This window comes from Pectobacterium carotovorum (genome assembly GCF_900129615.1).
Lineage (GTDB): Bacteria > Pseudomonadota > Gammaproteobacteria > Enterobacterales > Enterobacteriaceae > Pectobacterium > Pectobacterium carotovorum.
Genome location: NZ_FQWI01000003.1, coordinates 461707 through 475745 on the forward strand (window position 1 = coordinate 461707; position 14039 = coordinate 475745).

8 protein-coding genes are annotated in these 14039 nt (G+C 53.7%); 3 read left to right on the top strand and 5 right to left on the bottom strand.

The genetic code is table 11. The features are described from left to right. Positions 1 to 6: 6 nt before the first annotated feature. From BUB06_RS09100 to BUB06_RS09115, 4 genes are all read right to left on the bottom strand, one after another. Positions 7 to 747 carry a MotA/TolQ/ExbB proton channel family protein gene (locus BUB06_RS09100; protein WP_039472479.1) on the bottom strand — a complete coding sequence of 247 codons (741 nt, stop codon included), beginning with the start codon at positions 745 to 747 and terminating at the stop codon, positions 7 to 9. Between the two features lie 78 nt (positions 748 to 825). Beyond that, the gene (locus BUB06_RS09105; RefSeq protein WP_039472481.1) at positions 826 to 1707 is read right to left on the bottom strand and encodes an energy transducer TonB; all 882 of its coding nucleotides are present in this window, start codon (positions 1705 to 1707) and stop codon (positions 826 to 828) included. Between the two features lie 216 nt (positions 1708 to 1923). Continuing rightward, the gene (locus BUB06_RS09110; protein ID WP_223806343.1) at positions 1924 to 2892 is read right to left on the bottom strand and encodes a FecR family protein; all 969 of its coding nucleotides are present in this window, start codon (positions 2890 to 2892) and stop codon (positions 1924 to 1926) included. Between the two features lie 9 nt (positions 2893 to 2901). After that, positions 2902 to 3423, bottom strand: a complete 522-nt coding sequence (locus BUB06_RS09115) for a sigma-70 family RNA polymerase sigma factor (RefSeq protein ID WP_010301596.1) — start codon at positions 3421 to 3423, stop codon at positions 2902 to 2904. Between the two features lie 410 nt (positions 3424 to 3833). On the opposite strand from BUB06_RS09115, the gene BUB06_RS09120 reads away from it, so the two are divergent. The 3 genes from BUB06_RS09120 (at position 3834) to BUB06_RS09130 (ending at position 10803) form a co-directional block, all read left to right on the top strand. After that, positions 3834 to 6212, top strand: a complete 2379-nt coding sequence (locus BUB06_RS09120) for a TonB-dependent siderophore receptor (protein ID WP_039472485.1) — start codon at positions 3834 to 3836, stop codon at positions 6210 to 6212. Between the two features lie 61 nt (positions 6213 to 6273). After that, entirely contained in the window at positions 6274 to 8055 is a 1782-nt protein-coding gene (locus BUB06_RS09125) for an ABC transporter ATP-binding protein/permease (protein WP_039472486.1), read from the top strand. Between the two features lie 33 nt (positions 8056 to 8088). Then, on the top strand, positions 8089 to 10803 hold the full coding sequence (locus BUB06_RS09130; RefSeq protein WP_039472488.1) for a M16 family metallopeptidase: 2715 nt from the start codon (positions 8089 to 8091) through the stop codon (positions 10801 to 10803). 102 nt (positions 10804 to 10905) lie between these two features. On the opposite strand, the gene BUB06_RS09135 is transcribed toward BUB06_RS09130, so the two are convergent. Further along, entirely contained in the window at positions 10906 to 13869 is a 2964-nt protein-coding gene (locus BUB06_RS09135) for an autotransporter domain-containing protein (RefSeq protein WP_039472490.1), read from the bottom strand. Positions 13870 to 14039: the final 170 nt, after the last annotated feature.

Below are 14039 nucleotides of genomic sequence, written 5' to 3' on the forward strand. Positions count from 1 at the left end.
TCCTCTTCAGGCGGAGCGTTCAACGGGGTGAGCCGCTTCATACCGCGCGGGGCTATTCAGGTCGCTAACGCTGGTGTCCACGCGCGCGCCCGTCAGCAGGTAAGCGTGGAGATCGTGCGCAAAACGGTTCATGGCATGCAGGACGATACGGTTGCGGCGGTTAATGGCGTTGAACCCTAATACGGCGGGAATCGCCACGAACAGGCCAAATGCCGTCATGATCAGCGCTTCGCCGACCGGGCCAGCCACCTGCGCCAGATCGGGCTGGCCGATGGTGCTGATGGTTTGCAACGCGTGAAAAATGCCCCATACGGTACCTAGCAGGCCGATAAACGGTGCGGTGCTGCCAATCGAGGCCAGCGTTCCGAGGCCGGATTGCAGTTTCCCTGAGTTGGTGTCCAGCGTGTTGCTCAGGCCGCGCACCAGCCAGTCGCTGAGATCGACGTGTCCGCCCAGCGTGGAAGAGAATTTGTGCGGGTGTTTCAGCAGCGCATGTCCTTCGATCACCAGATCGCGGAACGGATTAAAACGCTGTTTGCCAAATTTCTCGACGCTTTCTTGCAGGCTGGTCGCCTGCCAAAAGGTATTGCGGCTGTATTGCACGCTCTTGTTCAATGCAAACAGCTGGCGTGCTTTGAGCAGCATGACCGTCCATGACAGCAGCGACATGATGAGCAGAATGATGGCTACCGAGTGGGTGACAAGATCGCCCTGCTGCCAAAAATGGTGGATATCTAACGTGTTCATGTGTGACCTCTTATGCAATAACCTGATTCGGGCGTGTCTGCGAAACGGCGGATGCGCTATTTCAACGCGGATTCTTTCTTAATGAGTCAGCCGGAAATTGACTGGCTGAACCGTCATGACGGTAATGGCCTGTCCGTTTTCGCGGTAAGGCGTACAGCGCGCCTGCGCTACGGCGTCAATCGCGGCCTGATCGAGGACGTCATAGCCGCTGCTGCGGGCAATGTCGTGCCGAATCAAGCGTCCCTCTGGGCTAATGACCAGACGAACCAGCACGTTGCCTTCCTGCTGGAGACGTTTGGCGCGGCGAGGGTAGTCAGGCTGCGGAACGACACAGCCGACGGAAGCGACCTGCTTGGGCTGTGCACCCGGGCTGTTCTGCATCAGGTTGCCTTTGCTGGCGGTAGTCAGCGGGCCTGGCGTCGCTTCCGGTGCAGCGGGGGAAGGCTCCGGTGTGGAACGAGCCGCAGGCTGACGCTCGGCGATAGTTTTAGGTCGGACGGGCTGCGGTTTGACTACTGGCTTCACCGGCGGCTGGTGAACTTCTTTTTTGACCGTCGGGGGCGGCGTCTGCTGTTCCTCAACGACGGGCTTTTCAGGGATGGGTGCAATTTCACGTTCACCCTGTTCTGATGTCAGCACGGGCGGTTCCGGCGACGGCTCGGGAATCGGTTCGGGTTCTGGCGCTTCAACCATCGTGGCCTGAATGCTGATGCTGGCTGCCGGATTAAGCAGATTGATCGGTGTGTATTCGGTGGTTCGCGTGATGAGCAACGCGGCGACACCCGCATGGATCAGCGCGACCGTCAGAAAGCTGAGCGCGATCTTCCCCATTTCTCCCCGAACGGGCGCAGCCATCGCCACACTTCGCGACGGCTGTGCGGGGGCGACGTCACGCCGTGCGGCGGGAGCCGCGTCGACGCGCGCGTTTAACGAAAGGTGTTGTACGGATGCCTGTTGCACGTTTTCCTCTGCTGCTCTGGCTTACGGTGTCGGACGTTTCATCCAGTCCTGAACACGGAACTATGATGACCTCTATTAACGATGTGCAACGAGGCAGAAAAAGTGTCACCACGCGCGCGAAATTTTTTTGTGGCAACCGTCCTTGGTTGCCACCCTGACGGGCCGTCACGTCGTGACGTCAAAAAACGCTCCCGGCGTTTTTTTGTGGCTTACCGTTTATGTCGGTCTGGCGGCGCGGATATGTATCCAGTAATCGGTGGTATGCACAATCGCGATAGGCATGGTTTGCGCCAGCGAATCCAGCGTGTAGTTCAGATTATCGAGCGGGAAATTCCCGCTGACGCGCAGATCGGCGATAGCGGGATCCAGCCGGATGATGCCGGGGGTGTAATCACGTAGCGTACTGATGACGGAAGCCAACGAACGATCGCGTACTTCCAGCCGGCCGTGTAACCAGTCTGTTTCTGATTCCGGCGTAACGGCGACTTGATAGAGCGTGGAACGATCGAACCAGACACCCTGACCCGCGTGAAGGCGCAGGCTTTGTCCGGCGTGGTTGGTAATTTTGGCGATGTTGTCCAGCACGCCGACATGGATGCCACCGCTTTCATAACGTACGTTCACATTGGCCTGAAGGGCGACGATATCGCCCATACCGGTGGCGATCACGAAGGGGCGCTGCGTATCTGGCTGAATATTGGCGAAGATACCGCCGTTATGCAGAGCAATCTGACGCACTGGCGTTTCCGGGCGCACGTTGATATCGACAGCGGTACGTGCGTTCAACATGAGCATACTGCCGTCACTGAGTGGAACCTGCTGGCGCTGTGCCGTTGCGGTTTTTACGTCGGACACAAGCGGAGACAGAGGGTAGTGCTGATTAAGCAGCAGGCTGCTTAGCGATGCGACAGCCACCATCCCCAGCCCATATTGCAGGACTTTCCGTCGGCCGGATGGTGCTAAGAGCGCCTGACGAATCGGTTCATGAGGCAGCGCGGCAAGCAGCGGCTGGAATTTCCCCAGCGTTCGCTCAATGCGTTGGCAGGCCCGCTCGTGCAGCGGGTTTTCGTATCGCCAGCGGCGGTACTCATCATAATCGTTCTGGGTTGCTTCACCGGAACGCAGCAGCACCATCCATTCAATTGCCTCTTCGGCAATCGGGTCGTCCATGTGTCGTCTTGCCATGCGGTTCACCTATAAGTCACTGCTGTCCTGCGTGGCCAGATAGCAGTTGGTCAGCGCTTTGGCGATATACTTCCTCACCATGCTGGCGGAGACATCGAGCTGTACGGCAATGTCGGCATAAGTCATGCCATCAAGCTGGCTGAACAGAAAGGCCTGTCGTGCTTTGATGGATAGCCCATCCAGCGCTTGATCGATAGTGAGCAGCGCTTCCATCAAAAGCTGTTGCTCTTCCGGCGACGGATGGTGAAATTCAGGTTTACTTGCCAGCGCCGTGAGATAGGCTTTTTCCAGATCGCGACGACGCCAGTTTTCATACAGTACGCGCTTGGCGAGCGTAGTGAGCATCGCACGCGGTTCTTGTACGTTGGCGAGATTCGGCAGAGACGCTAAACGTAAAAATGCCTCAGAGGCGACATCTTCCGCTTCACAGCCGTAGGCAATACGGCGGCGTAATTTTTCCGTTAGCCAGCGATAATCACTGCGAAATATCAGCGACAGTAAGTCGGGTTTTTTAACAGCCTCTGTGTACATGGGCATCCTTAAATAGCGTAAATCACAACAATGCTTGAGCCGGGATACCCCAGGGCCGCAGAACAAAAGGAACGATGCGTCCTGTGCTGTTTTTAAGTCAAAATTTGCAGGAGTCAAACCACATTTTTTTTCTATGGTTAGTTAGAAATGTTCTGTTATTGCCTGAAATGGGTAAATGGCTATTTCCGGATACGTCTGTAAAAGGAAATAAAAAGAAGGTGTATCGGAGAACGGTATTTCACACAGTAAAAAATACAGAGAAAAAGTATTTTCAAAATCAATATTTTTGCTGTCGCGAAAAAATAATTACGTGAAAAAATGACTTCCTGCTGTCACTTTTTCATCGTCATTGCACAACTCATACGAAGACCAATAAAAACTGATTTGTTGAAGCAATTGACGAGGGAAAAATGAAAAAACGTAATGCTGCCTCTCCCGCTCTGGGGTTAAGTTTTAAGAAACGCTTATTTTTCACGAATATGTTGGCGATTCATTCTGCGTTATTCGTGGGTGCAACGGCTGTTCCTATGGCCGTCTACGCGGCGGGTGAAAATGACACCGTGGCATTTTCTATTCCTGCGGGCGACCTGCAAAAAGGATTATTGGCTATTGCCAATCAAAGCAAACAAACGCTCTCTTTTAATCCTGCGCTGGTAGCGAATTACCAGAGTGCGGCGCTAAATGGCAACTATTCAACGCGTCAGGCGATTCTGCGTTTATTACAAGGCACGCCTTTATTACTGACGACGACGGACAATGGCACGCTGACCATTGTTTCTTCTCGTGCCAATGATGCAGAAGTGGCGCAGGCCAGCGACAAAACGCTGCCAGCAATTACGGTAAATGCAGGCAGCGAAGATGAAACGGTATTAAACCCCGGCACGTCGTCTTCGGCATTACGCACCAGTACATCGTTGCAGCAAACGGCGCAGTCGGTGCAGGTTATCAGTAATAAGCTGATTAACGCGCGTCAGGCGACATCGCTGGAAGAGGCGTTAAAAAACTCGGCCAGCGTCGTCACGGTAAAATCGAACCGTGGTGATCCGACCTACTGGATACGCGGCTATGCCGTTACATCCGGTTCAACGGACGGGCTGTCAGGCTCCAGTAATGCTGGGATTGGCCGTGGAACTGAGATTGAAGGTGTGGAACGGGTGGAAGTGCTGAAAGGGCCGCAGTCGGTACTCGCAGGCAGCAGTTCGGCAGCAGGATCGATCAATGTGGTGCGTAAAAAACCAGTGACTGAACCATTACGTCGTCTGAAGGTTGAAGCGGCGCGTTATGGGGAATTCAAAACGGCTGTCGATCTGGGCGGCGCGATTACGGATGACAAATCGCTTAGCTACCGTTTGAATGCCTCAACCATGAAATCTCAGCATTCCTTTCCTGATTACAACGGCAACCACGGCGATTATTTAGCCCCCGCGTTGACCTGGCAAAATGACAAGACGCGGATCACGGTTGGCGCAGAGGTGAATCAGGCGCGTAAGTCGGGGCCAGCCGGGACGATTTACGCCAACGGGAGAATACAGAAGCTGCCGGAATATCGTCTGGGCGATAAAGACGATCATAACAAGATGAAAACGACGAATGCGTATTATGAGCTGGAGCAAAAGCTCGTCGACGATTGGACGTTCAATAGCAAAGCCGGTTTTCAGAGTACCGCTTCTCAGATGAAGCTTAACGAAACGCTGCTGATTGCCGCTAATGGCGACAAAGTCAGTCACCCGCTGGCCTATAAATCCACCAATCAGACGTGGAGTGCGCAGAATGATTTTCGCGGTAAGATAGAAACAGGACCCGTCACGCAGACGCTGCTGGTCGGTCATGACTATAAGCATGAACGCTATGCCAGCTATGATAGTGATTTTATTCTGTTAACCAATGGGAATATCTATAACCCAGACTCTCTGGTTTATCCTGGTATTGGTGAGCCTAACTTCCTGTCTTATTCGACAAAATCGATCCAAAGCGGCTTTCTATTCCAGGACGAAGTGGACGTCTTCGAACGCCTGCATTTTCAATTGTCTGTTAAACATGCCACTTGGAGTAATAGTTATTTAATCGGTCGAGCACATTCGAATTATAACACCAGCAAGTGGATACCAAATTATGGCGTGAGTTTTGATATTACACCGGATATTACGGCGTATGCTAACCAGTTGAATAGTTTTAGCGGTAGTGCTGCCGTTACCCGCACGGGCGAGCAACTTCCTCCAATGACAGGAAAATCAAGAGAAGCCGGACTGAAGTTTAACCTGCTTGATGACGACCTGACGCTGACAACGGCGGTATTCCGTATTGAGCAGAATAACCTGACGGTGACCAACAATAATGGTTTTTCTATCGCGACGACAGGGAGAAAAAGTGAAGGATTTGATGTTGATTTGAATGGGACGTTATTACCGGGCTGGGATGTATCAGCCAGTTATACTTACTCCGCCAGTAAAGATCCAGAGAGCGTGAGGATCCGGACCAACACGCCACGTCATACCGGTAATATTTGGACATCGTATGAGGTCCAATCTGGGCGTTATCAGGGACTTGGTGCGTCTGCCGGTATTAGCGGAACGTCAAAAACTGAAAATGGAGATAGAAGACAATACTTCTCGATCGGCAGCCAGGCGTCAACCGATGCATCGGTGTTCTATCGCCAGCCTGACTGGTCGCTGACGCTGGGGGTTAATAACGTCTTCGATCGCGATATCTACTACACCAGCACCACACCGCTGTATATCGGGGTGAAAGAAGGGCGGACGTGGCGTCTCACCGGGACGTATTCGTTCTGATCATCCGTTCGGTAAATGACGAGAACGGTCATTCACACGAATCAGCAGGTAGAAACGGCGCATGAACGCAAGTGAGACGAGTACGACAAGACCGGGCATCGGTCAGATTCTGATGCCCTATTGGCAGACGCCAGAGAAGTATCTGGCGCTGTTTATTCTGGTGGTGATTATTAGCATCAATCTGGGTACGGCCTACATCAGCGTGGAGGCGAACCGCATATCGGGGAAATTCACCGACGCGCTGATTGGGCTGGATTGGGAGCAAATAAAGCCACTGTTTATCTTCAGTTTCATCCTCGGTTTGAGTGCGATGATGCTGAGATGGGTAAACGTACTCGGTCAAGGCTATCTGGCGTTGCGCTGGCGTACCTGGATGACGCTCCACTATATCCTGCGCTGGACGGGGACATCGGCTTATTACGAAATAGAAAGGGACGGTGCGCTGTCGAATATCGATCAGCGTATCGCCGATGACGTTAATGAGCTGGTGTCCGCCTCGCTGAATTTTTTCCTCAGCCTTATCTCGGTCGTCATCAGTACCGTAACGTACACGGCACTGCTGTGGTCGGTGTCTGGGGTGCTGCGCTTCTCGTTTATGGGCAGTGACTGGGCGATATCCGGCTATATGGTCTATGCCCTTTATATCGAATACTTTCTCCAGATTTTGCTGTCGCACTGGCTCGGTAAGGCTTTGATCAAGCTGAACATGAACCAGCAGAATGCGGAAGGTGACTTCCGCTTTCTGGGCGTTCAATTACGTGAAAATGCCGAACAGATTGCCTTCTATCAGGGAGGGCCACGCGAAGGCGAACGGCTTGCCCAGCGGTTTGCGCGCGTGCGTGACAATGCGCTGTCCGTGCTGCTGCGCGGCTTTAAGGTGTCGTTTGGTCAGAGCCTGTTTAGCCATTTCCTCTCGCCGTTACCGACGCTTCTGGCGCTGCCGCAGCTATTGCGTGGAGAGATCTCTTTTGGTGATTTGACGCGAATTCAGATGGCTTACGGCTCTCTTGGTGCGACGCTGAGCTATTTTATGCAGGCGTATCAGGCTTTCACGCGCTGGCTGGCGCTAACCAAGCGTTTACAGGATATGGAAGAAGCGCTGAACAAAAGCGTACGGACATCATCGCCTATTCGGGTAACGGAACACGATGGATCTGACTTTTCCTGTCAGGGCTTGCGGCTGCTCACGCCGGATGGTCGTGCGCTGACGGCATTACACGACTGGCAGGTTTTACCCGGCGAACGCTGGATGATTAACGGCGCGTCCGGCGTGGGTAAGAGCACGTTGCTACGCGCCTGTGCCGGACTATGGCATCACGGTAGCGGGGCGATTACGCGTCCTCGCCGCTGCCGCTATCTGTTTTTACCGCAAAAAAGCTACCTTCCAACGGGATCGCTGAAAGCTGCGCTGTGCTACCCCGCTAACGAGCAGGACTTCACCGACGAGCAGTGCCGTCAGGTACTGATTGACAGTGAATTACCGGACATGGCCTCGCAACTGAATGTCGAAGATCGCTGGCAGCAGCGGTTATCCGGCGGCGAGCAGCAGCGAGTGGCGGTCGCCCGGACATTGCTGCATCGTCCCGACTTTCTTTTCCTGGATGAAGCGACGAGCGCGCTCGATCCTGAGACTGAGCAACGGGTTTATCAGGCATTGGTCACTGGCTTGCCTGACAGCGCCATTATCAGCGTGGCGCATCGGGAAGCGCTGGCCGCCTTGCATACTCATCACCTGCATCTGACACCGTTAGCTGAAAGTGACAGTCGTCATGAAAGCGAGACGGCAACGGGTGATGAAGCGCCACAGCCTCAAGCTTCAGATCGGGTTTTTTACGCGTCCTGACTAACCGTTCAACCAATCAATTGAGGAATACGTGTGACGACACAGCTTACCGCACAGCCACGACCAGAAGACGATGAGCGTTATGACAATGTGGATATTTCGTCTACCACGTTTGTGCTGGACAATGGGCTTACCGTTATTGTCCATGAAAATCATGATGCACCGTTGGTTTCGCTGAACCTGATTTATCAGGTCGGTTCAAAAGATGAGCCATCAGGAAAAACGGGCTTTGCGCATTTATTTGAACACCTGATGTTTGAAGGAAGTGAAAATGCACCGGGCTCTTTTTTGGAAAATCTCCTGAAAGCCGGTGCGTCAAACCTGAATGCTTATACCGGGCAGGATCGCACCACCTATCATGAAACCGTGCCGGTTGGGTCACTGGACTATGCGCTGTTTATGGAAGCGGATCGGATGGGGCATTTCTATTCAACCATCAATCAAGACTCGCTCGATCAGCAGCGTCGTGTCGTACTGAATGAAAAACTGCAAACGGAAAGCGGCCCTTACGGCAAACTCCACGAGCTGAAATTAAAAGGGTGTTTTCCTGCTTCACACCCTTATGCTCACACCGTTATCGGTGAAGTGAAGGATTTGCAAGAGGCGACGCTGGAAGATGTGCAGAATTGGTTCCGCACCTATTATTCGCCATCAAACGCGGTGCTGGCTTTATCCGGTGCGATTGACGAGCAAACTGCGCGGGAAAAAGTGACCGCCTGGTTTGGCCATATTCCTTCTGGCCCGCCGCTCTCCCGACCCGCCGTGTGGGTGCCCGATATTCCTGAAAACCGACGCGATGTCTATCAGGCCAAAGTGCCGAATGGCAGCGTCATGCTGTCCTGGAACATCCCGCCTTATGGCGACAAGGCGACAATCTTGCTGTCTATCGCCGCAGATTTGCTTGCCTCGGGTATTGCTTCGCTACTCGTCAAGCACTTGGTGTATGAAGAGAAAATTGCCAGCCATGTCACGGCAAACATCAATTACGCCGCGCTGGTTAGCCAGTTTACGGTTACTGTCACGGCAGTACCCGGTGTCGCGCTGAGTCAGATAGAGCTGTCCGTGCACGACATACTGCAACGTTTTTTATCGCATGGTGTTGATGACGAGACGCTGGAGCTGGTGAAAATCACCGCATTATCTTCTTTCGCCAACGCTCACAAGACTTCTGCGCCGATCGCAGGGCTGCTGTCCAATTCTCATGTGCTGTTAGGGGATGCCGATCGCTATCGGCAGATTATCGCGATCATCAAGCAGGCTGATGTCGACAGCGTGCAGCAAGCCGCACAGCATTGGTTAGCGCGCGCATGCCATACCCTGCACATCGTTCCGTTTGCCTCAACAACGACCACCGTGCAGCCCGCCGGACCGATAATGCCGCCTGCGATTTTATCTCCAACGCCTTTCCAGCTTCCCGCCGTGCAGCACGGACAATTAGACAATGGGCTACCGCTGGTTCTGATAGCGCGGCACAGCCATCCCACCGTCAATATCGAACTGGTATTACCCCGCGTGAAAGAGAATACGCAGAGTGAAGCGGCATTACTGTTTGATTTGCTTAATCAGTCAGGCGCTGGCGAGCGTGATGCGTTTGAATTCTCAAGCGCGGTTCGTCGGTTAAGCGCCTCGATTAATGTGTGGCGACGCGATCAAACCACAACATTGTCGCTGTCATGCCGACCCTCGCAGCTATCCGCGTTACTTCCTCTCTTTCTGGATCGCTTTCAGCATTCCACGTTAGCGCTGAGCGACTTTGAACGCCAACGTGGCGTGTTGCGAGACACCCTGACCGGATTAAAACACAACGTCAGTGGAATGGTGAGCCGTTTGCTGCCCGCGGTGATGTACCCGCAGGGGCATCCTTACCGTAAACCGTCAGGGATTGAAGGGACAAAAGCGAGCCTGGAACGTGTGACGTTTGAAAACGTTCAGCAGTACCAGTCACGCGCGATCCAGCCGGTTGGGGGCACGATAGTCATTGTGGGTGATACCACACTGGAGCAAATCGTCCCGGTGTTGAATGCGTCTATCGGCGCGATCCCGTGGTCTCAGGGAACCGAGCGTGCCAGCGATGGTCAGTTGAGCCCCGCGAGGAAAAGCCAGGTATTTGTATTTGATGTTCCCGGTGCGGAGCAGTCTGCTATTGCCGCGTCGACCATCATTCCCGGCCTCGAATGGCCGCATGAAGCCAGCTTCACGATGCTGAATGACGTGCTTGCCAACGGGTTTACCTCTCGCATTAACCTCAATCTTCGTGAAAACAAAAACTGGACTTATGGCGTACACGGCCAGTTGTTGAATGATGTGGGCTCACGGATTCATTCGGTACAAACCTCGGTTCAGGCCGATCGCACCGCGGCGGCCATGCAGGAAATCTTTGATGAATACCGTGCGATTCTCAGCGATCGCCCTGTTACGGCAGAGGAACTGCAGGAAGTGAAGAACGCGGCGTTGTTAAGGTTGCAAAGTTCTATTGAAGGACTGGGCGGCCTGAACAGTATGTTGTCTCACCTTGTGCGTTATCAACTGCCGGACGATCACTGGCAGCGCCATCAGGAACGTATTAGCAGTACCACGGTGGATGGCGTGAACACGCTGGCAAAAGAACTCTTTCATCCAGAAACATTAACATGGCTGATTGCGGGAGACTGGACGTTAATTCAAGCGTCGATTCAGGCATTATCGCTGGGCGACATACACGTGATTGCGGGCGATGGCGACTCTTTATATGAAACGAATTCCTTATAGGAGCATGTCGCTTTAGCCATTGCCGACGGTATTCCCCAATGCCGTTGTACGACTATTTTTTAATGTTGACGCCGACGGAGATACCGTCGGCGTCATGCTTTATCAGAAGGAAACGTCGACGCCGCCGCGCAGCACTTCTTCGTTACCACGATCGGCAAAGTGTTTGTCAGCACGCAGGAAGAAACGGGCATCTGCCGCTTTACCGACGTCCAGTCTCACGCCCGCCCACTGCGAGTCTTTGTCCAGTCGAATGCCCGGAATATCGAGGCGTTCTCCTTCGCGGCCTAGTCCGCTCCAGCGGGCAGAGACATCAAGCGATGGGTTGGTGAACGCATGCTGATACTCGCCGCTCACGCCGACGCTGCTCCACCATCCCTGATTCCATTGCAGCAGGGCGCGCAGGTTAAGCCCTGTCAGACCTACGGTACGGGAATAATCGTTGCCTTCGCCCGTCAGGCCCAATGCGCTACCAGTATCCGTAAAGCCGCCAGTGGACAGGTAGCTGTACTTGAGTCCTGCATAAGGCTGCACGCTAAAGATATCGTTGAGCGCCAACTCGTAGCCAGTTTTGAGCAGGCTCTGCCAACTATCGCTTGAAGTGCTGCTGGAAACGGCTTCGACATTGTTCAGCAGGATAGAGCGCTTCAGCTTATCGCGGCCGTGCTGATAGCTCAGGTTGCCCTGAACGTACCATTCCGGCGTGAGGTTATAGCGCGCGTAGGTCATCACCCCGTGCAGTTCATTCTCACTGCTGCCGCCGCTACCGTCGTAGTCTGCTTTGATCTGGCTGTTGGTATAGGCAATCCCGGCGCGTAGCCCCGGCGTGTTGAAGTCGGTGTCCGTACCGATGGCGGTCAGGGTGATATCGTAATGGCTGCCCAGATAGCCGGACTGTTTCAGGTCGCCGCGCAGCTTGCCGGTTTCAATCCACAGACCGTAGTTTTTCCCGTTCCCTAACAGATCCAATCGGTTGTTGAGGAGCTGGTTCTGATAATCCAGACTGTTAAACAAAATGGCATTGCTGGAGGCATGCGCCTGACCGGATAGCGAATCCAGCGTGGTAGCGGCGGCACTCGCGCTGCCTAATTGCTGGAAGGCGGCGGCTTTCGCTAGCAAACTGGATTGCTGCTCGTTGGTTGAGGACAAGGTTGACCAGCGGTCGGCAACCTGTAGCGCCGATTCGATATTGGCGGCGGTCTGCAACTGTGCGGCGCTGTGTAAGCCGCTGCTGGTGGCGGCCTCTACGGTGTTCAGGCGGCTGAATGCGCCTGTCACATCGTTGCTGCCGTAAGTCAGGTTCCCCGTGAGGAACAGCCCGAGATCGGTAGTGCGAAACGTGCCGCTGATACCCTGATTGCTGTGCAGCAGTGTTTCCTGCGTTTGGACGATGTAGGTATTGCTGGGCAGGCCAACGCGCAATGTGCCATCCAGTGCTGCACTGCCTTCCACGGTGAACGGATTCGCTAGCGTTACGCTCAGCAGGCCGTTGCTGCCCTGAGTGTAATTGCCTGCGACGGTCAGCCCGCCATCTGCGGTGGTGGCAACAAGGCCCGTGTTACTCACATTGCCGCCAATGCGGCCTTTTCCTGCCAGCGTGCCGGAGCCGGATACGCTGGCGTTGCCCGCAATGGCGCCGTCAACGTACAAGCTGTTAGCGGTGATTTGCGTATCGCCTTTATAGGTGTTGTTGCCAGTCAAATGCAGAACGCCCCCCGCATTGCTGGCACCGTTGACGATCAGGCCGTAGTCGCCGCTGATATCGTTAGCGAACGTGTAGTCGCCTGCGGTTAAACGCGCGGTGAAGTTATCGGCATAAAACATGGCCGGTCCTTTTACCGCTTTTTCGACGTTCAGATCGCCCCAGCCAAAGGTATCGTTATAAGGGCGTCCGTTGGTGGTGTCGGCTACTGAAATATAGGCTGGATGGAAAACACTTCCTGTGATATTGCCGTCGCTGTCTCGGATGATTTCGTAGTAAGAATTCTCTGCGTCGTAGCGAGTATACCCATCGGTGTGGTAGGTCGCGGTAGTGAGCAACGTTTGTTGCAGGTTATATCCGGTCATCCACGGGTAGGCGGCCTGTACTCGTGAAGCCCCGCCTGCAACGCGTGGAGCCGCAAAGGAGGTCCCGTGCGAACGCTCTGAAGCACTGCTGCCCGCAACGGGATAATCAACATAGCCTGGTGCGCTCATGCAGTAGACGGCGACATTGCCACATTTATCAAAAAGATACATCTCAGCAGGGCGTTCATTGCCTTCCTGACCAACCCATTCGGGGATATAGCCCGTAACGGCCAAAATGCCTTTTTGCAGCGAGGCATCGCCAAAAATCAGCGGGATCTGGGTATTCGGTGACGGCGTGGAGCCAGCATTGTTCCCTGTGGCGACAATACTCAGCGCTTCGGCATCAACGATACTTTTCAATTCGTTACGCACTAAGAGATAGCTAAAATTGTTTCTGGCGCTGTTAAATGTCTCGGTGGTCGTCAACCGCTCATCTTGCCCATAGGACATATTGATGATTTTCACGCCTGAATTGAGCAACCAATTCACGGCAGACGTGGTGTTTTGGTAATCGAAGCGGTTATTTAACGACGTTTGTGCAATATAGAGTTCGCTGTCCGGTGCGATGCCTCCCGCATAGCTTTCCGTCGCCAGACCCGCCAGCGCCAGTGCCACCAGCGTGCCGTGGCCGTTAACGCCCTGATTATCGTTAAGCTGTGAACCGCCGACAAAAGAGGTGAAATGTAGATTGCTGTAATTAAATTCCGGGCGAGCCGCTTCCAGCCCGGAATCAATAATCCCGACTTTAACAGCGGATGCTGTCGGCGTTTCCGGCGTTTCCGGCGTCGTAGGTGTGGTTGGCGTTGTCGGCGTAGTCGGTGTCGTTGTGGGCGGCGATGTTGGCGCGACGCTGGCGGTTTCACTGCCGCCACCTCCACCACTGCCGCAGCCTGCCAACATCAGCAATGCGAGACTGATATTGGCCGCAATGATTGACTGCCTGAATACGTGATTTTTTAATGAAACGGTTCTTTTTAATGAGAATCGCCGCGCTGCTGTCATTTTATTTTCCCTGTATTTTTAGAACATGGAACCGCCTCCCAAAGAAACAGGGATTTGGAAAACCAATTGCCGCTAATGAGAGGCGTTATTCTGGTGAATAAACCTTATTTGCATGAAAGGCAGTTTCTGGTAGAAAAGAACTTCATTCCCCTTCACTGATCTTTGTGCAA

Bases quoted from the DNA above. Each gene is read 5' to 3' on its own strand.
- BUB06_RS09100 (WP_039472479.1), bottom strand. From the start codon at position 747: ATGAACACGTTAGATATCCACCATTTTTGGCAGCAGGGCGATCTTGTC.
- BUB06_RS09125 (WP_039472486.1), top strand. From the start codon at position 6,274: ATGAACGCAAGTGAGACGAGTACGACAAGACCGGGCATCGGTCAGATT.
- BUB06_RS09135 (WP_039472490.1), bottom strand. From the start codon at position 13,869: ATGACAGCAGCGCGGCGATTCTCATTAAAAAGAACCGTTTCATTAAAA.
- BUB06_RS09115 (WP_010301596.1), bottom strand. From the start codon at position 3,423: ATGTACACAGAGGCTGTTAAAAAACCCGACTTACTGTCGCTGATATTT.
- BUB06_RS09110 (WP_223806343.1), bottom strand. From the start codon at position 2,892: ATGGCAAGACGACACATGGACGACCCGATTGCCGAAGAGGCAATTGAA.
- BUB06_RS09120 (WP_039472485.1), top strand. From the start codon at position 3,834: ATGAAAAAACGTAATGCTGCCTCTCCCGCTCTGGGGTTAAGTTTTAAG.